25 protein-coding genes are annotated in these 23567 nt (G+C 44.2%); 16 read left to right on the forward strand and 9 right to left on the reverse strand.

Annotated elements, in window-relative coordinates; genetic code table 11:
* Positions 1 to 490: 490 nt before the first annotated feature.
* From KFE96_RS03900 to KFE96_RS03930, 7 genes are all read left to right on the forward strand, one after another.
* The gene (locus KFE96_RS03900) at positions 491 to 1786 is read left to right on the forward strand and encodes a TolC family protein (RefSeq protein ID WP_255834698.1); all 1296 of its coding nucleotides are present in this window, start codon (positions 491 to 493) and stop codon (positions 1784 to 1786) included.
* Positions 1776 to 3254, forward strand: a complete 1479-nt coding sequence (locus KFE96_RS03905; RefSeq protein WP_255834699.1) for an efflux RND transporter periplasmic adaptor subunit — start codon at positions 1776 to 1778, stop codon at positions 3252 to 3254. Before KFE96_RS03900 ends, KFE96_RS03905 begins: the two co-directional genes overlap by 11 nt.
* Positions 3255 to 3269: 15 nt before the next feature.
* Complete coding sequence (locus tag KFE96_RS03910) at positions 3270 to 6416, forward strand: efflux RND transporter permease subunit (protein WP_255834700.1); 3147 nt, start codon at positions 3270 to 3272, stop codon at positions 6414 to 6416.
* Positions 6417 to 6425: 9 nt separating this feature from the next.
* Positions 6426 to 7280, forward strand: coding sequence for a nuclear transport factor 2 family protein (locus KFE96_RS03915; RefSeq protein WP_255834701.1), 855 nt, complete (start codon positions 6426 to 6428; stop codon positions 7278 to 7280).
* 27 nt (positions 7281 to 7307) lie between these two features.
* Positions 7308 to 7640 carry a copper-binding protein gene (locus KFE96_RS03920; protein WP_255834702.1) on the forward strand — a complete coding sequence of 111 codons (333 nt, stop codon included), beginning with the start codon at positions 7308 to 7310 and terminating at the stop codon, positions 7638 to 7640.
* A 162-nt stretch (positions 7641 to 7802) separates the two neighbouring features.
* Positions 7803 to 8204 (forward strand): formyltransferase family protein, encoded by a 402-nt coding sequence (locus KFE96_RS03925; protein ID WP_255834703.1) that lies wholly within the window; start codon positions 7803 to 7805, stop codon positions 8202 to 8204.
* A gap of 66 nt (positions 8205 to 8270) precedes the next feature.
* Positions 8271 to 8537: a hypothetical protein gene (locus tag KFE96_RS03930; RefSeq protein ID WP_255834704.1), complete on the forward strand. Its 267-nt coding sequence runs from the start codon at positions 8271 to 8273 to the stop codon at positions 8535 to 8537.
* Positions 8538 to 8587: 50 nt separating this feature from the next.
* Here the strand turns inward: KFE96_RS03930 and KFE96_RS03935 are convergent, their stop codons facing one another.
* The 4 genes from KFE96_RS03935 to KFE96_RS03950 all read right to left on the reverse strand — a co-directional run bounded on the left by KFE96_RS03935 (position 8588) and on the right by KFE96_RS03950 (position 11110).
* Positions 8588 to 8935 (reverse strand): cytochrome c5 family protein, encoded by a 348-nt coding sequence (locus KFE96_RS03935; protein ID WP_255834705.1) that lies wholly within the window; start codon positions 8933 to 8935, stop codon positions 8588 to 8590.
* 10 nt (positions 8936 to 8945) lie between these two features.
* Positions 8946 to 9248 carry a hypothetical protein gene (locus KFE96_RS03940; RefSeq protein WP_255834706.1) on the reverse strand — a complete coding sequence of 101 codons (303 nt, stop codon included), beginning with the start codon at positions 9246 to 9248 and terminating at the stop codon, positions 8946 to 8948.
* Between the two features lie 136 nt (positions 9249 to 9384).
* Positions 9385 to 10590 carry a hypothetical protein gene (locus KFE96_RS03945; protein ID WP_255834707.1) on the reverse strand — a complete coding sequence of 402 codons (1206 nt, stop codon included), beginning with the start codon at positions 10588 to 10590 and terminating at the stop codon, positions 9385 to 9387.
* A 118-nt stretch (positions 10591 to 10708) separates the two neighbouring features.
* Positions 10709 to 11110: a hypothetical protein gene (locus tag KFE96_RS03950; RefSeq protein ID WP_255834708.1), complete on the reverse strand. Its 402-nt coding sequence runs from the start codon at positions 11108 to 11110 to the stop codon at positions 10709 to 10711.
* Between the two features lie 148 nt (positions 11111 to 11258).
* On the opposite strand from KFE96_RS03950, the gene KFE96_RS03955 reads away from it, so the two are divergent.
* Complete coding sequence (locus tag KFE96_RS03955) at positions 11259 to 11711, forward strand: MerR family transcriptional regulator (RefSeq protein WP_255834709.1); 453 nt, start codon at positions 11259 to 11261, stop codon at positions 11709 to 11711.
* 67 nt (positions 11712 to 11778) lie between these two features.
* Here KFE96_RS03955 and KFE96_RS03960 read toward each other — a convergent pair whose 3' ends face one another.
* Positions 11779 to 12246 (reverse strand): cytochrome c, encoded by a 468-nt coding sequence (locus KFE96_RS03960; protein ID WP_255834710.1) that lies wholly within the window; start codon positions 12244 to 12246, stop codon positions 11779 to 11781.
* Between the two features lie 515 nt (positions 12247 to 12761).
* Here KFE96_RS03960 and KFE96_RS03965 point away from each other — a divergent pair.
* Positions 12762 to 13424 (forward strand): DUF6058 family natural product biosynthesis protein, encoded by a 663-nt coding sequence (locus KFE96_RS03965; protein WP_255834711.1) that lies wholly within the window; start codon positions 12762 to 12764, stop codon positions 13422 to 13424.
* A 66-nt stretch (positions 13425 to 13490) separates the two neighbouring features.
* Here the strand turns inward: KFE96_RS03965 and KFE96_RS03970 are convergent, their stop codons facing one another.
* Both KFE96_RS03970 and secA read right to left on the reverse strand, forming a co-directional pair.
* Entirely contained in the window at positions 13491 to 14351 is an 861-nt protein-coding gene (locus KFE96_RS03970) for a hypothetical protein (RefSeq protein ID WP_255834712.1), read from the reverse strand.
* Between the two features lie 157 nt (positions 14352 to 14508).
* Positions 14509 to 17352 (reverse strand): preprotein translocase subunit SecA, encoded by a 2844-nt coding sequence (secA, locus tag KFE96_RS03975; RefSeq protein ID WP_255834713.1) that lies wholly within the window; start codon positions 17350 to 17352, stop codon positions 14509 to 14511.
* A gap of 264 nt (positions 17353 to 17616) precedes the next feature.
* Between secA and argJ the strand changes: the two genes are divergently transcribed.
* Both argJ and KFE96_RS03985 read left to right on the forward strand, forming a co-directional pair.
* Positions 17617 to 18858, forward strand: a complete 1242-nt coding sequence (gene argJ, locus KFE96_RS03980) for a bifunctional glutamate N-acetyltransferase/amino-acid acetyltransferase ArgJ (RefSeq protein ID WP_255834714.1) — start codon at positions 17617 to 17619, stop codon at positions 18856 to 18858.
* A 154-nt stretch (positions 18859 to 19012) separates the two neighbouring features.
* Positions 19013 to 19255: a hypothetical protein gene (locus KFE96_RS03985; RefSeq protein WP_255834715.1), complete on the forward strand. Its 243-nt coding sequence runs from the start codon at positions 19013 to 19015 to the stop codon at positions 19253 to 19255.
* Between the two features lie 37 nt (positions 19256 to 19292).
* Here KFE96_RS03985 and KFE96_RS03990 read toward each other — a convergent pair whose 3' ends face one another.
* Positions 19293 to 19469, reverse strand: coding sequence for a Flp family type IVb pilin (locus KFE96_RS03990; protein ID WP_255834716.1), 177 nt, complete (start codon positions 19467 to 19469; stop codon positions 19293 to 19295).
* A 190-nt stretch (positions 19470 to 19659) separates the two neighbouring features.
* Here KFE96_RS03990 and KFE96_RS03995 point away from each other — a divergent pair, with 190 nt between their 5' ends.
* Positions 19660 to 20058 (forward strand): (deoxy)nucleoside triphosphate pyrophosphohydrolase, encoded by a 399-nt coding sequence (locus KFE96_RS03995; RefSeq protein ID WP_370650562.1) that lies wholly within the window; start codon positions 19660 to 19662, stop codon positions 20056 to 20058.
* Positions 20055 to 20606 (forward strand): nucleotidyltransferase family protein, encoded by a 552-nt coding sequence (locus tag KFE96_RS04000; RefSeq protein WP_255834718.1) that lies wholly within the window; start codon positions 20055 to 20057, stop codon positions 20604 to 20606. Before KFE96_RS03995 ends, KFE96_RS04000 begins: the two co-directional genes overlap by 4 nt.
* 134 nt (positions 20607 to 20740) lie before the next feature.
* Here the strand turns inward: KFE96_RS04000 and KFE96_RS04005 are convergent, their stop codons facing one another.
* A complete protein-coding gene (locus KFE96_RS04005) occupies positions 20741 to 21568 on the reverse strand; it encodes a methyltransferase domain-containing protein (protein WP_255834719.1) in 828 nt (275 codons plus the stop codon).
* Positions 21569 to 21682: 114 nt separating this feature from the next.
* Here KFE96_RS04005 and KFE96_RS04010 point away from each other — a divergent pair, with 114 nt between their 5' ends.
* From KFE96_RS04010 to KFE96_RS04020, 3 genes are all read left to right on the forward strand, one after another.
* Positions 21683 to 22393: a ComF family protein gene (locus KFE96_RS04010; RefSeq protein WP_255835590.1), complete on the forward strand. Its 711-nt coding sequence runs from the start codon at positions 21683 to 21685 to the stop codon at positions 22391 to 22393.
* 98 nt (positions 22394 to 22491) lie between these two features.
* A complete protein-coding gene (grxC, locus tag KFE96_RS04015; protein WP_247021643.1) occupies positions 22492 to 22746 on the forward strand; it encodes a glutaredoxin 3 in 255 nt (84 codons plus the stop codon).
* 5 nt (positions 22747 to 22751) lie between these two features.
* Positions 22752 to 23564 carry a carbon-nitrogen hydrolase family protein gene (locus KFE96_RS04020; RefSeq protein WP_255834720.1) on the forward strand — a complete coding sequence of 271 codons (813 nt, stop codon included), beginning with the start codon at positions 22752 to 22754 and terminating at the stop codon, positions 23562 to 23564.
* The last annotated feature ends 3 nt before the right edge of the window (positions 23565 to 23567 follow it).

Here is a 23567-nt window from a genome sequence, read left to right on the forward strand (position 1 = left end):
TATAAATTTGAACCATGCGATTCTACGAGTTCATAAAAGGCATCATATCATTCATGATGCTGACAATCGTAATTACTTCCACTGCGCTAGCTAGTACAGTGGACCATTCGTGTTGTCCTGAGCTTGAAGAAATAATTTCTATGGATAGCGTCGCTGTGCATTTGGAGCATATCCAATACATGGAACCTATAAATGGTTCAGATGGCACTCGACATGATAATTACCTTCAAACGCCTTGTGAGATTTCTTGCTGCATCAATTTAAGTGCTCTTGGTATTATGCCGTATAATAAGATCGACTTATGCTCAGAGTTTAATCTGCGAGATTCCTCACTCCCCTCCACTGATTTTGCCCGTTCAGCAGCTAACAGTCTGAATACACCGCCTCCACGTTTCCTGTCCTAGTCAGTTTTCCGAGTTGGATAACCGATTGCTGAAACGCATCTCGTTTGCGTCAGTCGTATATACCCAATATACCCAAGGACATAGTAATGATAAAACCGTCGTCGGCTTCGTTAGCCGTCTTATTAGCGACCCTGCCAAGCGTCGTTACATCGGATGTTTTCGCATATGAAGAAGCGCAACATCAGATACAAAATGAAATCAATATTGTACTCACGATCGATGAGGCTGTTAGGCTGGCCCTGACTTCTGATGACCCTTACCTCCGGCAACCGGAAGAAATGGCTTCTTCATACGAACAGGCTGGTATCGCAGATAGCCAGTTAGCGGACCCTAAAGTGCGGCTAAACTTTGCAAACTGGCCTTTGGATAGTTTTAGCTATTCTCAGGAGCCTATGACCCAAATTCAAGTTGGGGTAAGTCAGTCCTTTCCAAAAGGGAATACTCTCAAATTTCGTCGTGAAAAACGCAATGCTCAGGCAAAAGGTGAAAGGCATAAGCAAGCACTTCGTGAACGTGAAGTAGTCCTGGATACTCGTATGATTTGGCTAGAACTGAGTTATCTCAGTGGAGCAAAATCAAAGATTCAGGAAAGCCGTACCGCAGTAAAAGAACTACTAACTGTAATACAATCGGTATTCTCTTCCGGCAGGCAAACTTCTCAAGATATCCTTAGAGCTGAACTGGAGATCAGCATTCTAGACGACCGTCTTGTCAACATTGAACGACAGACCGCTATGTTGCGCGCTAAGTTGGCCCGTAGAATTGGAAACAAAGCATTCAGTGCGCAAATCCCATCGTCCCCTCCTGGGTTGAGGCATCCAAGCAACCCGACTGCTGTCCTTGAAACATTAATTAGCCATCCTGCTGCAAAACTGCGAAGCGCGATGATTGAAGCGGCAGACAAGGATGTTTCGATCGCAGGGGAATCATACAAGCCAGGTTGGACCATCAATGCTGGATATGGGGCCCGAGGAGGCGATAGAACGGATTTTGCCTCTGTCGGAGTTACTATGGATCTCCCTTTATTCACTGAAAAAAGACAAGATAAAAGAGTTCAAGCCGCTAAAAAAGCCCGTCAAGCCAATCGTCTTTCAAAAGATACGGTGCTTTTGGAGTTGCGTAAGCAATTGCAGGTGGCCCGCGCAGACTGGGAACAATTGGACGAAAGGATAAAACTCTATCAGTCTGTGGTCCTTGTACGTGCCAAAGATACACGAGAAGCAAGCCTAAATTCCTATCAAAGTGGTGTGACAGACTTTCCTGAACTTGTTCGTTCGAGATTGGCAGAACTAGACACCGAACTCAAAATAATTCGCCTTAAGGCTGATCGATTTAAAGCTCAGGCACAACTCCTGTTTTTAGAAGGTGAAAATGATGCGTAAAATTCTTCTGACATCTACAATTGCACTTAGTGTAGGGCTAGGCCTTGGTTTTATTGGGCGCGATATGTTTGGCGACACTGAGCAGTCTGGTCCTTCGAATTCGAAGGAAAAGGAAATTTTATATTGGGTGGCACCCATGGATAAAAATTTCCGCAGTGACAATCCTGGTAAATCCCCAATGGGTATGGATCTCATACCTGTATATGAGGGTGAGGAAGCTGGGGCAGATGACCCAAATGCACTCAAGATTAGTGCTGCTGTAATCAACAACATCGGTGTTCGTACTGAAAAAATCGGCCTAGAAGATTTAGCCCGAGAAGTTGATACCGTTGGCTATATTACACCAAATGAAGATTTAAGTTCACATGTCCATGTACGTTCAGCGGGCTGGGTTGAAAAATTGTACCGCAAGGCCGTAGGCGAATGGGTACAAAAGGATGAACTAATTTTCGAGTTGTATTCTCCAGAATTAGTTAATGCTCAAACTGAGTTTGTTCAGGCGATTAAGCTAAAGCAAAGTGCGTTAAAGGTTGCGGCGAAAGAACGTTTGAGAGCACTGGGGATGGAAGAAGGTCAAATTTCCCAGTTGGAACAGACAGGTAAAGTCAAGCAGCTGATAGAAGTCAGAGCACCACAGGACGGCGTCATACTAGCTCTTAATATCGGAGAAGGTATGCATGTTACACCAGGTAAAACGGTGTTTTCGCTTTCAGACTTGTCCAGTGTTTGGGTGAAAGTCGATGTCTTTGAAGGACAATCAGATTGGATTAAGGAAGGCCAAGATGTCCAGATGATATTGCCATTCCTTCCTGGAGAAAACTGGCAGGGGGCAGTTGACTATGTTTACCCCTTGGTAGACCCCAAAAGCCGAACAGTTCAGGTGAGACTTGCATTTGAAAATTCTGCAGGTCGATTGAAACCTAACATGTATGGTGAAATCCGAATAGAAGCCGAACCACTTGAGAATGTCTTAACTATTCCTCGTGAAGCTTTGATCAGAACAGGTAAAAATGACAGAGTGATTATCGCTGTCGAAGACAATAAATTTCGTCCGGCTGAAGTTTTAGTTGGTCGAGAATCTGGCGATAGACTGGAGATTAAAGCTGGTCTGCAAAGTGGCGAAACTGTCGTTACCTCGGGTCAGTTCCTTATTGACTCCGAAGCGAGTATTAATAGCTCATTCCTCCGCCTTCTAGATGCTGGGACAGAATCTGAGGATAATTTAGCCCATGAGATGGAAATGGAAACCCATCACGGCATGGGTACAGTAAATTCTATTACCGGCAAACATACCGTTAACCTTACACATCAACCAATTACCTCTTTGGGGTGGCCAGAAATGACCATGGACTTCACGGTTTCCAATTCTGTGGATCTCTCCCAATTCAGCGTTGGTGACATGATGCACTTTGAACTTCGAAAGAATTCAGAAGGCATGTTTGAAATCACTAGCGCATCGAAAATGTAGGAAACGGAGACGGAAATGATTGCTAATATTATTAAATGGTCAATTTCCAACCGTTTTCTGGTTGTGATATTGACCCTATTGTTTACTGGGTGGGGGGCTTATTCGCTTTCCAAGACCCCTTTGGATGCAATACCTGATCTGTCGGATGTACAGGTAATTATTAAGACAACGTACCCTGGGCAAGCTCCGCAAGTTGTAGAAGATCAAGTAACTTATCCTTTAACCACGGCAATGCTCTCTGTACCTGGGGCGATGACGGTTCGGGGGTATTCGTTCTTCAATGACTCGTATGTATATATCATCTTTGAAGACGGTACAGATCTATACTGGGCAAGATCGCGGGTACTGGAGTATCTAAGCCAAGTAGCGCCAACTCTCCCAGCTGGAGCACGATCAGCACTGGGACCTGACGCAACAGGGGTTGGTTGGGTCTATCAATATGCTCTTATCGACAGGAGTGGCAAGCATGATCTAGCCCAGTTGCGTAGTATTCAGGATTGGTTTCTGAAGTATGAGCTACAAACGGTAGAGGGTGTCTCCGAAGTTGCTACGATTGGAGGCATGGTTAAGCAGTATCAGGTTGTGGTGAACCCTGCGAGACTACGTGCCTACGACATTCCCCTCAATAAGGTAAAAATGGCGATCAAGATGGGCAATCAGGAAACTGGTGGTCGTGTTATTGAGATGGCCGAAGCAGAATATATGGTTAGAGCTTCAGGCTACATTGATGAAATTGCTGATCTTGAAGCAATCCCTATCAGTTTGTCACCCAATGGTACCCCCGTCCTATTAAAAGATATTGCTGAAATTCGTATGGGGCCAGAGCTTCGCAGAGGTATTGGAGAACTCAATGGTGAAGGCGAAGCCGTCGGTGGTGTGATCATCATGCGTTGGGGTGAAAATGCGCTCTCAACAATTGATTTGGTGAAAGAAAAGTTAGAAACTTTAAAGAAGAGTCTACCAGAGGGTGTTGAAATCGTTGAAACCTATGACCGTTCTTCACTTATAAATCGCGCTGTTGAAACGCTGAATGAAAAGCTGATCGAAGAGTTTCTTGTTGTTGCTTTAGTATGTGCAGTTTTCCTTTTCCACTTAAGGTCATCTCTTGTTGTGGTGTTAAGCCTGCCAGTAGGTATTTTGGCCGCAATTATTGTTATGAATAGTCAAGGTGTTAATGCCAACATTATGTCTCTTGGCGGTATAGCTATTGCTATCGGGGCAATGGTAGATGCAACAATTGTTATGATTGAAAACTTCCATAAACATATGGAAGAAGAGGAGATAACATCTGAAAATAGATGGGAGGTTGTCTCAAAGGCTGCTGTAGAAGTAGGGCCGCCACTATTTTTCTCTCTACTGATTATTACGCTAAGTTTTGTGCCGATTTTTGCATTGGAAGCGCAGGAAGGAAGGTTATTCCATCCTCTAGCATTCACCAAAACATATGCAATGGCGGCAGCTTCAGCTCTCTCTATTACTATTGTTCCCGTTTTAATGGGGTATTTTATCCGGGGTAAAATCGTTCCAGAGCACAAAAACCCTATCAACCAAGGGTTAATGGCAATCTATAAGCCGTTCATTGGCGCTGTGCTGAAATACCCTAAAATGATGGTCGTGATTACGTTGTTGATCATGGCAAGTGCATATTATCCTCTCAGCAAGATTGGTGGCGAGTTTATGCCGGATCTAGATGAGGGCGATTTGCTGTATATGCCGAGTGCCTATCCCGCTATCTCTGCTGGTAAAGCGGCGCAGATTGTCCAACAAACCAATAAACTGATTAAGACTATTCCTGAAGTGGAGGTTGTCTACGGAAAAGCAGGCAGAGCTGAAAGTGCTACAGACCCTGCTCCTCTCACGATGATTGAGACGACAATTAAGCTTAAGCCGCGCAGCGAGTGGCGTAAAGGAATGACCACAGAGAAATTGAAGGCTGAGCTCAACCAATTGGTCAGTGTTCCTAGCTTAACCAACGTTTGGATCATGCCAATCAAAAACCGCATTGATATGCTAGCAACTGGAATTAAAACACCAGTTGGCATCAAGGTAGCCGGTCCTGATCTAGAAGTTATCAGTCAAATCGGTCAGGACATTGAAGCTGTTATGAAAGATGTACCTGGCACTGCTTCGGTTTATGCAGAGCGGGTAACTGGCGGGCGCTATATCAATACCGATATTGATAGAGTGAAAGCCGCACGATATGGGCTGAATATAGCAGATGTTCAAGATGTCATTCGCACAGCAATTGGCGGTATGTCAGTTACTGAAAGCGTTGAAGGTCTTGAGCGCTACCCCGTCAATTTGCGCTATCCTCGCGATTACAGAGATTCTCTTGATCGTTTAAGGTCTCTCCCTATTGTCACACCAATGGGGGGACATATTCCGCTTGGCCAAGTTGCAGATATTACCGTTAGTGGTGGCCCAGGTGTTATTCGTAGCGAGAATGCTCGTTTGAACGGTTGGATTTATGTAGATATTTCCGGCGTTGACATCGGCAGTTATGTAAAAAAAGCGAAAGAAGTTGTTGAAAATAACATTGAACTTCCCGCTGGTTATTCAATCGCATGGTCCGGCCAATATGAATATATGGAAAGGGCAAAAGAAAAGCTGAGTGTAGTGGTTCCTGTTACACTGATTATCATCTTACTTTTGTTGTTTATCAACTTCAAAAATCTGACATCTGTTCTCATCATTATGGGTACATTACCTCTATCGCTCGTAGGCGGTATCTGGCTCTTATATTGGCTTGATTACAATCTATCAGTTGCTGTTGGCGTAGGCTTTATCGCATTGGCCGGTGTTGCCGTTGAAATTGGTGTGCTGATGATCGTCTATCTCAATCAGGCCTGGGAGCGCGTTCAAAAAACAGTTGAAAAAGAAGGTCGAGAGCTAACCAGATCTGATCTGGCTAAGGCTGTTGTTGATGGTGCACTTCTCAGAGTTAGGCCAATCATGATGACGGTTGCTGTTATCATCGCAGGTTTGCTGCCAATTATGTTGGGTACAGGCACTGGCTCCGAGGTGATGCGGCGGATTGCGGCACCAATGGTTGGTGGCATGATTAGCGCTACAATACTAACGCTGCTGGTTATTCCTGCTGCCTATTTATTGTGGAAGTCTCGGGAAACTGTTGTCGAAACTCAAGCAATAAATCAGAAATAGGGGGCAGCAATGACTAATCTGTTGTTTTGGAAGTTACATGCTCTTTTAGCGCATATTGCGGCTATCCTTATCATTACATCTACTGTGTTTTTTATGGTTGATTACCTTAGGAAAAAACACAGCGAACAAATGGGTGGTGTCGCAAAATGGCTTCTCTGGGCAGGTGTTTTGGCTGGTATATCAGGAGCATGTTTTTGGCTTATAGGCCCAAGTGAACTGCAAGACGTGAGTAATACCCACGCACAAATTTCCTCGTATATTGGAACAGCAACATTTGCACTTGTTGCAGCTGTTGTCTTTGCATTCTTATTTCCTCACGGAAAAAAAGTGAGTGTGCAACAAGCAGCCAGTTCTTTCTTCGTTGGTGCTTTGGTCATCGTCGCCAGTATCGAAGGGTTTGGATTGTTCTATGGAGGAACACCGTTCTTTCCGTCTAACAATGAAACTTTAAAAGATACATCTTCAGGGATGAATAGCACGAGTAGCTCAGATTCAGTGAAAGAGTTTGTTGTTCAGTTTCAAACGGCACTACACAGTGATCGTTTTCTGGAAGTTTCAAATGCCTTTGATAGACAAGCCATCATCTTTGAAAATGGCGCAAAAGAACCTTCACTTGATGTTTATTTAAATGACCATCTTAAACCAGAAATGGCAATGCTTAAAGCAGCCAGACGCACTGTTCTTTCTCAGGAAATTACTGAGCATGGGGCGATCGCATCCGTTGCAACCCGTTCCTTGTTGAGCTTCTCAGTTAAAGGTGAACAGAAGCAATTTGATAGCACTGAGACGTTAGTGCTCTTCAGGTCTGATAGCAGTTGGAAAATCGTGCATGCCCATTGGTCATCACGGCCACACAGAAACTAACTCTAGGTTTTATGAAAGGATTTACTTATGAAGTTTTTAAAATTGATCCTTATGGCAACGGTTATTGGTGTCTATTCGCCGGTGGTTTATGCTGACGGTGGGCACTCGCATTCCAAGAAAAATCAACAAAAACAATCTGCTATGGTTCACGCTAAGGTCAATAAAATTAAGAGATCGGAGAGAAAAATTAATGTCTCTCACGGCCCAATTAAACAGTTGGGTTGGCCTGCTATGACGATGGATTTCAGGGTGGCAAAAGAAGTTAAACTTGATTTGATCAAAGAAGGTCAGGAGTTGATGATCTCAATTGAGCCTGGCCCAGATGGATTATACATCATTAAAAAAGTCATGATGCACTAAATCTAACACATAGTTTTTTGGTTAGGGCCTACTGGCCCTAACTTTACTGATATAGAAACAGCTTCAGTTTTGAGAATCGTATATTTTGGTACAGATTTATTATCGTCCTGTGTGAACGTGTTTATTCAATGCGGGCACACGATTGATGCGATATATACGGGAATGGAAAATGATTTTTCTGAACAAATTAAACGTTTGGCCCAGAAATTTAATATTCCCATACACTTTAAACATCCGTCTACAGAAGAGCTGATGGCCTATGTAAACGAAGGCGTGGAAATGTTTTTTGTTGCGGAATATCCGTTCAAGATTCCGTCTATTGATATGTTGAAGTATGGTGTAAACTTACATACCAGCCTTCTGCCTGAAGGAAGAGGGCCGACACCTCTTCCGTATCTTATAAAAGATATACCCCATGCGGCAGGTCTTACTCTTCATAAGCTCTCTAGTATGTTTGATAGCGGTGATATTATTCTGCAACAGCCTATCATTCTATCATCATCAGAAACGTTAAATAGTTTGTCGATTAAAATGTATTTAGCTGCATCGATTCTCGTCGAGTAATTGTTAGGTGATTTGTCAACTTACTATGAACGTGCCGTTCCGCAAATACCTCAGCAAGGGTTAGCTGTGCCAGATCTAACGGAACGATTGATAGAATGGACCAGCAGCGGAAGAAATATCGAGGCTAAAATAAAGGCATTTGGTCATTTTGGTGTGATCGTTTTTTTTGCTGGAAAATACTGGCGTGTCACACATGCTGAAGTTGTTGAATGTGAAAATGGTGAACCACCGGGTACACTTATTTATAAATCCAACGATTTAGTTGCTATCACAATTGTGGATGGCTTTATTGTTATTCCGGTATCTGCTTTTTTCTCAATAGAATTAAACTGAGAGTACCTTTAGAACAGGTAGGCAAGAGCCGTAGCTCTTGCCAGATGAGGTTACTTTTTGAGAAATGTTTTTCTCATATATCCTATAATGTCTTTTACATCCTTTTCAGTGAGCTCTGGATTGCCGCCAAGCGGAGGCATCGCTAAGTCAGCATCCGGACGCTCAAGCCCTTCTGTTATGTTTTGAAACAGAATAGCGTCAGTTTTTTTCAAAGGGCTTTTCTTGGAAGTGAAATCTGGAATGCCTGGCATCGTTGGCTTTCCTTTTTCACCATGACACGCAATACAAGTTTCCTCATATCGTTCTTGACCATTAGTAAGATCAAGAGGCTTCTCTATATTGATTGCCGTATTTGAGGCGAGCAATAACATGGAAGTGGTAATCATCGATAATGACATAATCTGCTCCCTACTTATTGCTGGCTCTGAGAAATGCTTCTATATCTCTAGCGACGTTGCCCGGGATATTTGCTCTAACCCGCATGTGTGTTACGTCTACATGCCATTCCTCGTCGGAGTTATCTTTTACGCTCCGCATATTGTGGCAACGAGCACACGTTTTTGCCCAGGCCTTTGCACCTCTTGCGATTTGCTGAGGGTCCGGCTTTTTGGGCTTGGCCTTTGTTTGTGCTGCCCCAGCACTGCCCAGGCCTACAAGTGTAACCAGAGCGACTGCTGTCAGATAAGATATTGTTTGCCCATATTTACGCATAATGTTTCTCCTTTATACACTTAAAAGCCATAAGACATGAGTAACTGTAGACGAGTGTCATCTTCACGATGCTCTGCAAGATAACTTCGGAATTCCAAGCCAGTTTTGACGACCACTGAAGGCGTTGCCCAATAGTTCAGTCCCAGATTGAATCTCTTCTCGCTAAGCTCATCTTCCATTTCATGATCGCCTTCTGCAGTGAAGCGACCATAACGAACCACTGGTTCCAGTTTGTCGATAAATGTTGAATTGGTGAGGCCAGAAAGTCGGTAAGCAGCTTGTGCGTACCATGCTTCCCATTTGAGATCATTGATTGGTTCCGAACACTAGCGTTGTTTGGTCCATCTCGTTCTAACTTAGCGTTGAGGTATTCACCGCGAATATCCCAGTTACCACGGGTATATGCAAAGTCGGCGCCCCAGAGGTTGTAGGGACGTGATGTTGAATTCGTTGGATCTTCACTTCCACCTTCTATCGATGCAGCAATTAAGCTTTCGCCATCGGCGTCTTCTTCAAGTACTTTGGCGGTAAGAAATGAAGCACCAATTTCAAATTCATCAACTGGGAAGAAGGCAAAGCGACCGCTAAGTCCCTTATTTGAGTTATCGTCTCGGCCAAATCCTTCAAGCTCTACCCCATCATGTCCGGTTCTTGGGCCATTGCCAATTGCGACGGAATAGGTGAAGAGTTTGTTACCTATAGGGACCCCGCCTCTAAGCATTAATCCAACCTCGCTAAGTGGTTGGATACCACCATGGCCGAAACCTGCAGGTGCATTGACAGCTCTGTTGATCCAGCTGGGGTGTAAACGTTCTTGAAATTGACCTACTGGACTAAGAAATTTACCTGCTACTAAAACAGCATTGTCATGTAGCAAGAAGTCCAATTGGCTATATTCGACATCAATTTCGGTTTCACCGGTATTGCTGGTGCTGATTTCCAACTCAGACTCAAATAAGATGAGATCCTTATATTGGAAGTGAAAGGCTGGATTGAATTTGCCGCTAGTGAAGGTATCTGAGTTTTCGCCGTTGCTTACTTCAATGCCAACGTCAGCGTAACCAGCGAGGTGCCAGCTACTTGGGCGAATTGTCTCTGATTTTTCTTCCAAGTAAGCAACTTTAGAATTAGCCTTTTTCGCTATCTTCTCGCCTTTTTCAGCCTTTTGTTCGGTTTTTTGAAGCTGTTGTTTTAGCTTCTCAATTTCCAATTCAAGTAACTTTAGCTTTTCCGCCAAAATTTCCGGATTTGCGTCTTGCGCAAAGGTGGGGGGGGTAAGTGCTACAGCGCTTACGGTGGTCATTAAAGACACAGCAACACCCCAGTAAGAAAGAGCCTTCATAGCTTTTCTCCACAAAATACAATGATAAATAGGTGTTTTGTTTGAAAGGCTGTCGGCCCCGGCCTTGTGAGTTCAGGTTTCTAGATATTCACAGATTAGGAGGACAGGGCACAGAGCCTTAGCTCTGTGTTTTTGGGGGCGGTGAGAGAGTTTCAGGGAATATCGAATAGAGCCAAGGCTCTACAATTTTATCCAACATTTTTTTGGTTACAGGAGTTGGAATTGCAATAGTTTCAGGAAATAGAAAAAAGGACACTATATGAACAGTATCAAAAAGGTGAATACCTGCGAAATGCTCCTGTTCTGTCGAAAAGTGTCCACATACTCTTTCAGGCAATATTGTTTTACTGTCCGCTGAAGATGAAAGATCTAATAAATTAAATATATTGTCAGGAGAGCTAGTACAGACGACCTCTTCTGAGGAGCTAAATATATGTTCTTGCTCAACATACATAGCTTTTGAAGCCACAGAAATTGCGACAATCAATAAAATAAGCAGTATATGTTTAAGCAGGTCCAAATCTTTTCACTCCATAGAGGTACTATACAATAGTATAGCTGGGATAGCTTGATTTATGTCAAATTTAAAAAGGCTGTTCAAATCTAGTAAGTTCGGTATAGTACCAGCAGGTTTCTAGGTATTCACATCTTGATATGAAGGATGTGGAATGACTACCGCTATACGTATTGGGGAAGTTGCCGATAGAGTTGGCTTACCCCAGAAAACTATCCGATATTATGAAGATATAGGATTAGTGACTCCTCTTCGAAGTGACAATGGATTTCGTTATTTCCGTGAAAAAGATATTCAGACTTTAATGCTGATCAAAAGTGCTAGAGATTTTGGTTTTAGCATAGCGCAATGCAAAGATTTGCTTGGAATGTTAGATGGAGCAGAGCGCAGTAATGTCTTATTCAAAGAATTCACTATTGCTCATCTTAAACAGCTGGAAGATAAAATTAGGCGATTAACAACTGCCTATGAAAGATTACATGAAGTAGCAAATTCATGTTCTGATGATGAGGAAACGCCTTGTACCATTCTGGAGTTGATGGTGAAGGTACCCACAGAAGGAAATTTGAATAACATTCAGTCTGTTAATGACTTAAATCTCATATAGAGAACTACCAATACATCGCAGACGTCAGGCCCAAATTTTATAATGTTTGGGCCTATTCCATAAATAACTAATTTTGATTATAGCGTTCATCAATTCTATCGTGGCGTTCACGCACTTCAATCGGCCATTGGCTTTTAATATATGATAACACCGCCAATATTTCCTCGTCAGACAGAACATTATTGTATGCTGGCATATCTGTTTTATAGGCAGGGTTTTGGATCAATGCTCCGGGCCCATACTTCGTCATAGCAAACAACATTGCAGTTGGATGATGCCAGGTATGACCTGACGCATTGTGAGGGGGAGCGGGGAGCTTTCCATTAGGTTTTCTTTGTCGCCAGTTAGGTTGTCCCTCAAGCTGAACTCCATGACACGCCGCACATTGTGATGTGTATATTTTTTTACCAGTAAGAACCGAGTTTCTGTTCTCAGGCCCTAATTTGTAATCTGGTTCAAGATCAGTCGCAGAAACGTCAAGGTAAGATAAACCAAAAAGTATTGTGGTAAGTATGACAACTTTATTTACAGACATTTTCCAATTTTCCTGCGCGACAATTAATACACTATTGCTGGTAAGTTAAAACTTCCTCCAACTGGAAGGGCAATAGATAAACTGCAATGCTAAACAGCATGATCTATCAGCAGATTGACGAACACATTATTGATGATGAAAAGGCAAAAAGATTTCTAGTTAGTTTGGTGCATTTCTCGATGTTATTGAAAAACGAATATGATCTAGTGGCTAGGTTACTAGTAGTTAGTATTGGCATGGAGGGTAACCTGTTGGTGGCTACTCTCTGTCAAGTCAAAGAGTAGCCACCAACAGGTCTTATAGTGAGCTGTTCAATTATGAATATGTTCATAACATATTAAAAATAAATGATTTTATTTTAGTGAACATGATCTAATGTTTCATAAAGGATGCCTTTGAATAAGTCATTAAAGTAGCAAAGAAATTTATTAAGCGTCTGTCATTTGATAGGCGCTTTTTTCTTGCTTTTTATCTATAAAATGATAAGAACATAAAGTGAACAAAGTGAGTTTGAAATGGATAGTGCACTTTATATAAAATCAAATTATTTAACCCTGGAAGATGTTGCGGTTCGTTCAGGGATTTCTGATGCGCGGTTGATTGAAATGATCGAAGCAGGGTGTTTGCCGCACGCTGCATACAGACTTGAACAAACCTATGAGGTTTCATCAATTTTCGGGCAACATAACCACAGAGAAAGTAAAGGGTATTACCCTTATTCTCATGTGGAAAAAGCAGCAGCTCTCCTTGAAAAAAACAAGTCCTGGGATGAACTGGCGATAGAAGAAAAAGAGCGTTTTAGAAGTATTTATAAAGTGACACTTGAGGAACACCGGGCTGCTGATTTTGGAATGGCTGAATATTTCAAAAAAGATGGTGAGGCTGGTGGAGAAGCTTTCGAAGTATTTATCGCCAGCGAATGGCAGCACTATCTTGATGGTACATACGGTTTGTGCACAAAAACGGCTTCCGCGCGCGAAATTGCTTTAAAGGAAGTCATGATTGCAAAGATTAAATATCTGCTGACCAGTGAGACGTTTTCAGAAATAGAGCTTACTGAACTTGAGAAAGCTGTTGATACACTAGACGCAGTATCTGCCGAGTTTGCACCTCATGAACGGGAGAGAAGCTCTCGCGGGCAGTATATCGATGCGGTTAGAGCAAAATACTTTCAGTAATGTTTGCCATATAAAAAATGCCGGCCACAAGTGTGCCGGCATTCAGTGCGAAGGAGCGAAATAGGGTTATTGATAAACCCGTCTGTTGCTTCTTCTGTTGTAGCTATAATCATCATCGTTATAGCTGTAGTTATGGTTCTGGTGGCTCAGGCGGTTCGCTAAGCCAACATAATAATCGTTGCTATGGCGGTGGATTTGCCGAGCAATTTCACGGCCTAAATCTCTTGCAGCTTCTTCTCTGATTTCTCTGGCCATATGGTTTTTATAATCAGGGCCAGATTTATAGAAAAGTTCCGCCACACCATTAGACGGATAATGGTTTGTTGGTTTTACACCACAGTTTGTTCTTGCTCTCAGGTCTCTACCATAGCTGAAGTTTTCGGCAGACCGGATACGAACATGGTCGCGGTATGTGGCTTGGCCATCGATACGAACACGGATGTTATAGTTTGCGTACGCTTCGCCTTTTTCTTTTACCTTTGTGTAGTAGGCTTTGTAGTGTGTTCCACACCGGCCACCTGTATAGCGGCGGCTCTTTTTGTATTTTTTATCTTTGCTATCCACATCAATAACACGGAAGCTTAAATCGTAATCCTGTAGGCGTGTGCGAATAACCATGTCAGCCTCTCTAGGGTGATCGACAAGGATCGCATAGTCGGGAAGACCGTAACGCACTTTGTTGATGGTCTGTCCAGAAAAGGCGATACGCTTTGCACCGCGCTTCCGGCTATCAAGGTTGATATATACCTTAACAGGATGAGAATGCCTGAAAGCTGGGTCATGTGGATTGATAGTTGGCGCTACTTCTGTATAACGCTCGTTGTAGTAATTACCGTTGCCGTCATTTGCATGCGCTGGGGCTAAAATGCCTGTTAGGGCTATGGCTGTTATAGCTGCTGTCTTTTGTATGTTTGTCTCTAGGAACATTGTCCAACTCCTTCGCTGTTGTGTGAATCAACTATGCACAAACGAGGGTTGCCTAATCCTGAGGCGGATGTTCATAAAGCGTTCATTTTATGTGGGACAGTTTTTACGCAATAAAAAAGCGGGCTTAAGCCCGCTTTTTCTCGAAAACTTCACGGTGTTATATTGCACCGTGGCAGTGTTTGAATTTCTTGCCAGAGCCGCATGGGCATGGATCGTTACGGCCAACGCCAGAGAAAACATCTGGCCCTGCAGCCGCTGCAGCACCTGCAGTGCCTGCCGCTGTTGGAGTTGCAAATGGTGCGCCTCCCATATCCCCGTGGCAGTGCTTGTATTTTTTACCTGAACCGCAAGGGCAAGGTGCATTCCTTGGTACAGTACCTTCCCATGTGGTGGCATCATTTGGATCAAAGCCAAAACCGGCCTGTTCCATCTCATTTTCACCAGTGATTGGATCGAGATGTTGTTCATGCATTTCAGTTGGTGCTTGTGGTGCGAAATCTGGTGCTTCTGTTTGCGGCGCCATTTCAACACGAGCGAGCAGTTGCACGGCACTTTCCCGTGTGTGGTAAAGAAGGCCTTCAAACAGGTTGAAAGCTTCTGTTTTATATTCATTCAGCGGATCACGCTGGCCGTAAGCACGTAGGCCAACACCTTGGCGAAGGTGTTCCAGATTCTGAAGGTGTTCTTTCCATTCCTGATCTACTACCTGCAGAAGGAGGCTCTTTTCAATGCTCGACCAGATTTCCTTGCCGTAACGCTCAACCTTGTCCGTGTTTTGTGCTGTAGCGGCTTCTTCAAGGCGTTCAATGAGTGTATCATCATCAACACCTTCCTCTTTCGCCCATTCAAGAACGGATACATTCTGTAAGCCAAGAATTGTCACAACATCTTCCTGTAGGCCTTCCATATCCCACTGTTCAGGATAAGATTTTGGCGGGATGCGTTTTTCTACAAGATGATGTACAACATCAGCACGCATATCTGTAAGTGTTTCAGCAACATCTTCAGAATCCATAATCTCGCGGCGCTGATCATAAATAACCGTACGCTGGTCATTCATCACATCGTCGAACTTCACGAGGTTCTTACGGATATCATAGTTGCGTGCCTCAACCTTTTGCTGGGCTTTCTCAATCGCTTTATTGATCCATGGGTGAATAATCGCTTCACCTTCTTCAATACCAAGGCGAACCAGCATGCTATCCATACGCTCAGGGCCAAAGATGCGCATCAGGTCGTCATGGAGGGATAGGAAGAATTTTGTGCGGCCAGGATCACCCTGACGGCCGGCACGGCCACGCAGCTGGTTATCAATACGGCGGCTTTCATGGCGCTCTGTCGCAATGATGTAAAGGCCACCAGCTTCAAGAACCTTTGTCTTTTCTTCAGCTACTTCCGCACGGATTTTTTCTTCAATCTTCGCGATCTGTGCTTCGTCTTCAATACCTTGTGTTTCATCCGCAATACGCATATCCGCATTACCGCCAAGCTGGATATCAGTACCACGGCCTGCCATGTTGGTTGCGATGGTTACAGCACCGTAGCGGCCTGCCTGCCCAACGATGGAAGCTTCACGTTCGTGATGGCGTGCGTTCAGTACTTCGTGCTTGATTTTCTTCTTCTTAAGGAAATCGGAAAGAACTTCTGATTTCTCAATAGAAACAGTACCAACAAGAACTGGCTGACCGCGTTTTTGAGCGTCTTCAATATCCTTGAGAATTGCATCAAACTTTTCTTTAGCTGTGCGGTAGAATTCATCATGCTCATCAACGCGAGCGATCGGAAGATTAGTTGGAATTTCTACTACGCCGAGGCCGTAAATATCACCAAATTCTTCTGCTTCTGTTGCCGCTGTACCTGTCATACCTGCGAGTTTCGGGTACATGCGGAAATAATTCTGGAATGTAATGGAAGCCAGTGTCTGGTTTTCTGGCTGGATTGCTACATTTTCTTTCGCTTCCAGCGCCTGATGCAGGCCACCAGAATAGCGGCGACCATCCATCATGCGGCCCGTAAATTCATCAATAATGATAACCTTGCCGCCGTTCACGATATAGTCTGTATCGCGCTCAAACATGGTGTGGGCTTTAAGAGCCTGGTCCATGTGGTGCACAACAGCTGTATTTTCATAGTCGTAAAGATTTTCAGACTTCAGCAGACCAGCATCAGCCAGCACTTTCTCAAGGCGCTCGGTACCTTCTTCTGTAAGGGAAACAGATTTAGACTTTTCGTCTTTTTCATAGTCCGCTTCTTCAAGGCCTTTCATGATCTCATTGATAGCCAGATAAAGCTCTGATTTATCTTCCGTTGGGCCAGAAATAATCAGCGGTGTACGAGCTTCATCTACAAGGATGGAGTCTACCTCATCGACAATCGCGAATGCGAAATCGCGTTGCACCATTTCAGAACGGTAGTACTTCGAGCTGTTATCACGCAGGTAATCAAACCCAAATTCATTGTTCGTACCGTAAGTAATATCAGCCGCATAGGCTTCACGGCGTTCATCATCAGATTTGTTTGGGATAATCACGCCAGTTGACAAGCCAAGGAAGCCGTATACCTGAGACATGGTGTCCGCATCACGTTCCGCAAGATAATCATTTACGGTAATAACGTGTACGCCGTTGCCTGGAAGGGCGTTCAGATAAGCGGCGAGCGTAGCAACAAGTGTTTTACCTTCACCTGTTTTCATCTCTGCAATGCTGCTGTCATTTAGCACCATACCGCCGATAAGCTGTACATCATAGTGGCGCTGACCAAGTGTACGCTTGGCTGCTTCACGAACTACGGCAAAGGCTTCGATGAGAAGATCGTCAAGTTTTGTACCGGCTTCTAAGCGGTCACGGAATTCTTGAGTTTTGGCTTTCAGCGCATCATCAGACAATTGTTCCATTTCTGGCTCAAGCGCATTGATGGCATCAACTTTTGGCTGCAGTTTAGCGAGATATCTATCATTCGCTGAACCAAAGAGTTTTTTCGCAATCTTGCCAAGTCCCAACATAAGTAAATTCCCGGTGCGTTCTTATTCTTTCATCCGCTTTTTTATTCAGTGCGAGCGATAAGAATAAGCGCATAAAAACAGTAATTATAAAGAGCAGATAAAACTGCCGAATTAGACGCACAGATAAGTATCACGCAAGGGTCTGTCAACTAATCACATGAATTACACCTCAAAAAATGCCATTTGGCTCTTCATTATAGAAAACAGGCTAACTATAGTGAGATGCAAACAGCGTTTACCCCTATGCTTGGAAAGTGATTCAATATGTCTTCTTTGCCTCTATCACCACTCGCTCCGAAACAGTTTCCTCAGTTGAAGAATGTCGCGGGCGTTGAACTTGGTGCTGTAGCTGCTGGATTGCGCTACAAAGGGCGGCCAGACTTGCTTTTGGTGCGCCTTAAAGAAGGTACTGCGGCGGCTGGTGTGTTTACCAAAACCAAGATGCCAGCTGCTCCGGTTGATTGGTCAAAAGAGGCGTTAAGAGATACAAAAGGCGCAGCAAGATTACTAGTGGTGAATGCAGGAAACGCAAATGCATTTACTGGGGAAAAAGGTGTTAATGCTACGCGTAAAACTGCCGAAATTGCTGCCGAAATTGAAGGCTGTGCTCCCGAAGAAGTGATGATTGCATCAACGGGTGTTATTGGTGAAACACTTGATGTGTCACCGTTCAAAAAGTTTCTCACCCGTATTCATGGTGGTTTGTCTGCAAGCCTTTGGAAAGATGCCGCAAACGCTATTATGACAACAGATACATTTCCGAAAGCGTGTAGCCGGATTACAGAAATAGAAGGTAAGCCGATTACCATCACAGGAATAGCAAAGGGCTCAGGCATGATTGCGCCAGATATGGCAACTATGCTTGGTTTTATATTTACGGATGCCCCTATTAAGGCAAGCTGCCTGCAGGCTATTCTGACTGAAACAACCGACAAAAGTTTCAATAGCATCACTGTGGATGGAGATACTTCTACAAATGATACCGTTTTAGCCTTTGCTACAGGCGGTGGCGCAGAAGGAGCTATTGCTAGCCCTGATGATCCGCGTCTCGATAATTTTAAAAAAATGTTTGCGGAAGTGATGATTGACCTGGCACAGCAAATCGTGCGGGACGGGGAAGGTGCAACTAAATTTATAACCATCACTGTAGAAGGTGCTGAAAATCAATTGGCTGCACACAGGATCGCGATGTCTGTTGCAAATAGCCCTCTCGTTAAAACTGCTGTTGCAGGTGAAGACCCAAACTGGGGGCGTTTGGTGATGGCGGTTGGGAAAGCTGGTGAGAAAGCTGATAGAGATCAGTTGGCGATTTGGATAGGTGAGCAGCAGGTAGCTAAAAACGGTATGGTATTGCCTTCATATGAAGAAAGTGAGGCAGCGTCTCATATGCAGGGTGAACTTATAAATTTCAAAGTTAATGTAGGTATTGGTGAAGCTTCCGCTACAGTTTGGACATGTGATCTAACCAGTGGATATATAGCAATTAATGCAGATTACCGTAGCTAGGAGAAAGATTCCCGTACAGGCAAAAGCTGCATGGTAGAAATTTCTCCCTTTTAGTTGTTTTTAGTTAAATTATTGATTTTAAAAAATAAATATCTGGCACACCCCTTGAATATAAATGTGAGGGGATTGAAATTGTATAGTGCCGGAGAAACTTATGCCTACTGTTAACCTTGAACTTCAGATGAAGTTTCTGAAAGAGCTTGATGAGGCGTTGGCTGATGCTCTGACCCGTTACGGTGATGACGGTGAAGAGAAAATCGCCGAGCTAAAATATATGAAAAGTGAAGTTGGACGTGCTTGCCGTATCATTGCGGAGCGGATGACTGATACATCTGACAAGCGCCCTGCTGCCGTATCATATGGCCAAGAAAAACACCGGGAAGCTGTTTTTTCATAAGATTTAAATGCCTGTGGCGCACTGAATTTCAGGTGCGCTAACTAGGGCTTTCTTCTGTATTTGTTGCGTTTTCTTCAGCAACGGTGGATACCTCTCCAAGCATTGTATCCATAGAATCTGTAAATGTGGTCAGGACACCAATTAGCGCAATTGCGATTAGGCCTATAATAAGCCCGTATTCAATGGCCGTAGCCCCCGATGTATCTTGTATCATTTTTCTCAGAGAACGAAAAAAACGTGCTTGCGCGTTATGCCACTTCATTTGCCTGACCTTTACCGTTACATAGGTATGAACCACCCTGCGCTTTAATTCTAAACAGGGGGTTAAAGCGTGTTTTTGATTAAAATTTGGACTTTTACCTATGACTGAATGCCCAGAGCCGCTCGTGAACGTAGATGCTGATCTGCCAACTGTTCTTGTTTCTGCTATAGCGCTTATTGATCCAGAAGGCCGTATCCTTATTGCGCAGCGCCCGGAAGGCAAGTCTATGGCTGGCCTTTGGGAGTTTCCGGGCGGTAAGGTGGAGGAAGGCGAAATTCCCGAAGCGGCCCTTATTCGTGAATGTAAGGAAGAGCTGGATATTGATATTACAGCAGCGTGTTTGGCACCGTTTGCGTTTGCCTCGCACACCTATGAAAAATTCCACCTTCTAATGCCGTTGTTTGTATGCCGGAAATGGGAAGGCCTTGTACGCCCAATGGAAGGCCAGCAAACCAAATGGGTTAAAATTCGGGATTTGAAAGATTATCCGATGCCACCAGCTGATCTACCGCTCCTTGCCATGCTCAGGGATTTCTTTTGAAGCATATAGAACTGGAAGCGCTGTTATGGGCTGACCCTACAGCTATAAAATTACTAGAGGCTGTTGCTAAGGTAGGCCCGAAGGGCGCTTATATTGGTGCGGGTTTTCTGAGAAACCGGGTTTGGGATAGTTTCTATGAGGATGGTAGAAACTATCCTGAAGCAGATATTGATATCATCTATTTTTGTGCGGAAGATGATAGCGCTGAGGCTGATTATGCCTGCGAGGCAGAATTGAATGCATATATGCCGGGGTATGATTGGCAAGTACGTAATCAGGCACGCATGCATCACTTCCACGGCTATGAACCTTTTATATCACTTGAAGATGGTCTTCGGCATTGGGCTGAAACTGCAACAACCATAAGTGTGCAATTGATTGAGGGAAACCTAGATTTCGTTGCACCTTTTGGTTTTGGTGATTTGATGAATCATATCCTCAGGATAACACCAACCATGAAAAGCCGGGATCCAGAAGGGTTTCAAGCTAGGCTTGATAAGAAAGGCTGGCTTAAACGTTGGCCGGAGCTTAAAGTTATCACTAGGTAATCGTATTTCCCGATTTGAAAGAATGTTTATGCTTCAAGTGTTTATGAATAGTTTTAGCTCAATGCAATGTACTGAAAAACAGGTAGTGACCGCATTTTCTGTAGGTGGAATTATAGCCGTCCTTATTTTATTTCTTATTTAACAGGTGGTTTGCCGCCTGCCTTTAGGGCATCTGCTAGGCTCATTTGCGCACTGCCGGGTTTAAGTGGTTTTTGCTGGCTTTCATGTGGGTGCCAACCGGTTAGGTAGAGTATCTGAAAGGTTGCCCGTATGCGGCCATCAGGGTTTGAATGTTGTTCCTGATAAATCTCACAGGCTCGCATCATTACATCCCGGCGCAGGAAATTTTTCGGCCTGTCAAATAGTGCGTTTGCCTCCCCCATGCCGCGCAATTCCTGCATCAGCTTGAGAGGGTGTTCGTAAGTTACCGTGATCGTATCCATGTCCGTTACCGGAAGCGCAAATCCGGCGCGCTGCAGGAGACTTCCCACATCTTTCACTTCAGCGAAGGGAATAATACGTGCCGAAGCACCGCCAGTGATTTCAGCCTCTGCTGCAAGGAAACTATGTCTGAGTTCATGTAGGGTCGTGCCACCAAACATGGAAGCTAGCAGAAGACCATCTGGTTTCAGGGCACGGTTTAACTGAATAAGAATTCCCGTTAGGTCATTGGCCCAGTGAAAACAAAGGTTGGATGTGATCATATCATAGCTGTTTGCTTCAATAGGAAGCGGATCATCGCTCAGGATAATATGTTCAGCGTCTCTGCCTGTAAGGCGTGCGAAATCGCCACCCAGATCAAGAATATTTTCAAATTTTCGGTTAATTTCCAAAAGCCTGTCACTCATACGGTCAGCGATTTCCGCCCGAAGGAAATCAAAATCCCCTTGCATGCTATTGCCGCGCATCCGGTTCTGGTGTTTGCGGCTGGTATCAAAAATCTGCATAGACGCGTTTTGCATAACGGGTTCCTGAAAATAAACTCTATACTGGTTGAAAGCCATCTTGGCTGTTACGGTCAAACCATAATGAAAGCAAGCAACTTTATCATACCAGAGACCATATCAAGCTTCTTTATGAAAGGGCTTGATTTTCTGCTGCCTCCTCGTTGCACTGGGTGCAGTGTGAAAGTTGCGAACCATGGCTTTCTATGTAGTGAGTGCTGGCAAAATCTCCAGCCTCTTTCCGCACCTTTTTGTGCCTGCTGTGCTTTACCATTTGAATTTGAGGCTGATGATGAAAGCCTATGTGCCAGTTGTATTGCCTCACCACCTGACTTCGATTGGGCGCGTGCTGCTGTCCTTTATGAAAATTTAGGGCGCTCTCTGGTGCTGCAATTGAAGCATTCCGGCACCAGTGCAGTGGTGCCTGTCATGGCGCAGATGATGGCAACTGCGCTTATGGGGAGTGCATATGATGTCATTGTGCCTGTGCCCCTTCACAAAAGCCGATTTGTTCAGCGGCGCTTTAATCAATCAATCCTATTGGCCAAAGGCTTGGCAAAACATACCGGAAAGCCTATTGAAGCATTTGTGCTGGAGAAAAAACGAGCAACAGAGAGCCAAGGTGGGTTGAACCGAAAAGAACGGTTTAGGAATGTGGGTGGCGTTTTCAAAATATCCCCAGAGAAAAGAACTACTATCGAAGGAAAGCGGGTGCTGCTTGTAGATGATGTTCTTACAACAGGTGCGACAGCCTCATCGTGCGCTAAGGCACTTAAAAAAGCGGGGGCACTAGAAGTTGGTGTAGTGGCGTTCGCCCGCGTTGGACAGCCAGTGAAGGGTTAACATCTCTGTGATAATTCGGTTGATATCCTGTGATAGCTCTTTAATTTAATTCGAACCCCACTTAAGTAAGGGCGAATGTGAGTAAAAAGGAGCCTGATGTGGCAAACGTAGTAATTTATAGTTCAAGCATGTGCCCATATTGCTTCCGTGCGAAAGCACTTTTGAAGCAAAAGGGTGTATCATTCAAAGAAATCAATGTGGACCTGAAGCCAAATGTGCGCGCAGAAATGCGTAAAAAAGCTGGCGGCGTGAACACTGTTCCCCAAATCTGGATTGGTGATACGCACGTTGGTGGTTGTGATGACCTTTATGCTCTAGAAGCAAAAGGCGCACTATCAACTATGCTGGCGTAAGAGTAATGGTTCGTATAGGCCTCATTCAGTTGAACTCGGGTAATGAAGTTGCTCAGAATCTTGATATTATTGAGGCCTATATTCGCGAAGCGCACTCAGGTGGCGCTGAATTTATCTCAACACCTGAAACATCCCACCTGATGGAAATGAACCGGGATGCGGTTCTTTCGAAAGCTAAATCGGAATCTGAAGATGAGGGTGTTCGGCGATTTGCTGCTCTTGCAGGTGAACTAGGTATATGGCTGCATATTGGTTCTCTGATCATTAAGGTTGGTGCTGAAAAGCTTGCGAACCGTGCTTTTCTGTTTTCCCCTGAAGGCGAAATTGCAGCACGTTATGATAAACTGCATCTCTTTGATGTGGATTTACCGGGTGGTGAAAGTTACCGGGAAAGCAGGCTTTATCAAGCTGGCGAAAAAGCAGTAGTCGCAGAAACATCTTTCGCAAAGCTTGGAATGAGCATTTGCTACGATCTTCGTTTCCCATACCTTTACCGAGATATGGCTGATAGCGGTGCTAATATCCTTCTTATTCCAGCTGCCTTTACACAGAAAACAGGTGAAGCGCACTGGCATACACTTATGAAAGCGCGTGCGATTGAAACTGGCTGTTATGTGGTGGCAGCTGCGCAAACCGGTGTGCATGCAACAGGGCGTGGCACATATGGCCACAGCCTTGTAATAAACCCATGGGGTGAAGTTTTAGCTGATGCTGGAACAAAAACCGGTGTGACACTCGTTGATATAGACCTTGCCAAAGTTGAAGAGACACGCTTAATTATGCCGTCTCTGAAGCATACAAGGACCTACGAGTTTTAAGGC

This window comes from Kordiimonas sp. SCSIO 12603, assembly GCF_024398035.1.
Classification (GTDB): Bacteria; Pseudomonadota; Alphaproteobacteria; order Sphingomonadales; family Kordiimonadaceae; genus Kordiimonas.

Excerpts from the sequence above, each read along its gene's own strand:
- KFE96_RS03900 (WP_255834698.1), top strand. The coding sequence starts at position 491 with ATGATAAAACCGTCGTCGGCTTCGTTAGCCGTCTTATTAGCGACCCTG.
- KFE96_RS03905 (WP_255834699.1), top strand. The coding sequence starts at position 1,776 with ATGATGCGTAAAATTCTTCTGACATCTACAATTGCACTTAGTGTAGGG.
- KFE96_RS03910 (WP_255834700.1), top strand. The coding sequence starts at position 3,270 with ATGATTGCTAATATTATTAAATGGTCAATTTCCAACCGTTTTCTGGTT.
- KFE96_RS03915 (WP_255834701.1), top strand. The coding sequence starts at position 6,426 with ATGACTAATCTGTTGTTTTGGAAGTTACATGCTCTTTTAGCGCATATT.
- KFE96_RS03920 (WP_255834702.1), top strand. The coding sequence starts at position 7,308 with ATGAAGTTTTTAAAATTGATCCTTATGGCAACGGTTATTGGTGTCTAT.
- KFE96_RS03925 (WP_255834703.1), top strand. The coding sequence starts at position 7,803 with ATGGAAAATGATTTTTCTGAACAAATTAAACGTTTGGCCCAGAAATTT.
- KFE96_RS03935 (WP_255834705.1), bottom strand. The coding sequence starts at position 8,935 with ATGTCATTATCGATGATTACCACTTCCATGTTATTGCTCGCCTCAAAT.
- KFE96_RS03940 (WP_255834706.1), bottom strand. The coding sequence starts at position 9,248 with ATGCGTAAATATGGGCAAACAATATCTTATCTGACAGCAGTCGCTCTG.
- KFE96_RS03945 (WP_255834707.1), bottom strand. The coding sequence starts at position 10,590 with ATGAAGGCTCTTTCTTACTGGGGTGTTGCTGTGTCTTTAATGACCACC.
- KFE96_RS03955 (WP_255834709.1), top strand. The coding sequence starts at position 11,259 with ATGACTACCGCTATACGTATTGGGGAAGTTGCCGATAGAGTTGGCTTA.
- KFE96_RS03960 (WP_255834710.1), bottom strand. The coding sequence starts at position 12,246 with ATGTCTGTAAATAAAGTTGTCATACTTACCACAATACTTTTTGGTTTA.
- KFE96_RS03965 (WP_255834711.1), top strand. The coding sequence starts at position 12,762 with ATGGATAGTGCACTTTATATAAAATCAAATTATTTAACCCTGGAAGAT.
- KFE96_RS03970 (WP_255834712.1), bottom strand. The coding sequence starts at position 14,351 with ATGTTCCTAGAGACAAACATACAAAAGACAGCAGCTATAACAGCCATA.
- secA (WP_255834713.1), bottom strand. The coding sequence starts at position 17,352 with ATGTTGGGACTTGGCAAGATTGCGAAAAAACTCTTTGGTTCAGCGAAT.
- argJ (WP_255834714.1), top strand. The coding sequence starts at position 17,617 with ATGTCTTCTTTGCCTCTATCACCACTCGCTCCGAAACAGTTTCCTCAG.
- KFE96_RS03985 (WP_255834715.1), top strand. The coding sequence starts at position 19,013 with ATGCCTACTGTTAACCTTGAACTTCAGATGAAGTTTCTGAAAGAGCTT.
- KFE96_RS03990 (WP_255834716.1), bottom strand. The coding sequence starts at position 19,469 with ATGATACAAGATACATCGGGGGCTACGGCCATTGAATACGGGCTTATT.
- KFE96_RS04005 (WP_255834719.1), bottom strand. The coding sequence starts at position 21,568 with ATGCAAAACGCGTCTATGCAGATTTTTGATACCAGCCGCAAACACCAG.
- KFE96_RS04010 (WP_255835590.1), top strand. The coding sequence starts at position 21,683 with ATGAAAGGGCTTGATTTTCTGCTGCCTCCTCGTTGCACTGGGTGCAGT.
- KFE96_RS04020 (WP_255834720.1), top strand. The coding sequence starts at position 22,752 with ATGGTTCGTATAGGCCTCATTCAGTTGAACTCGGGTAATGAAGTTGCT.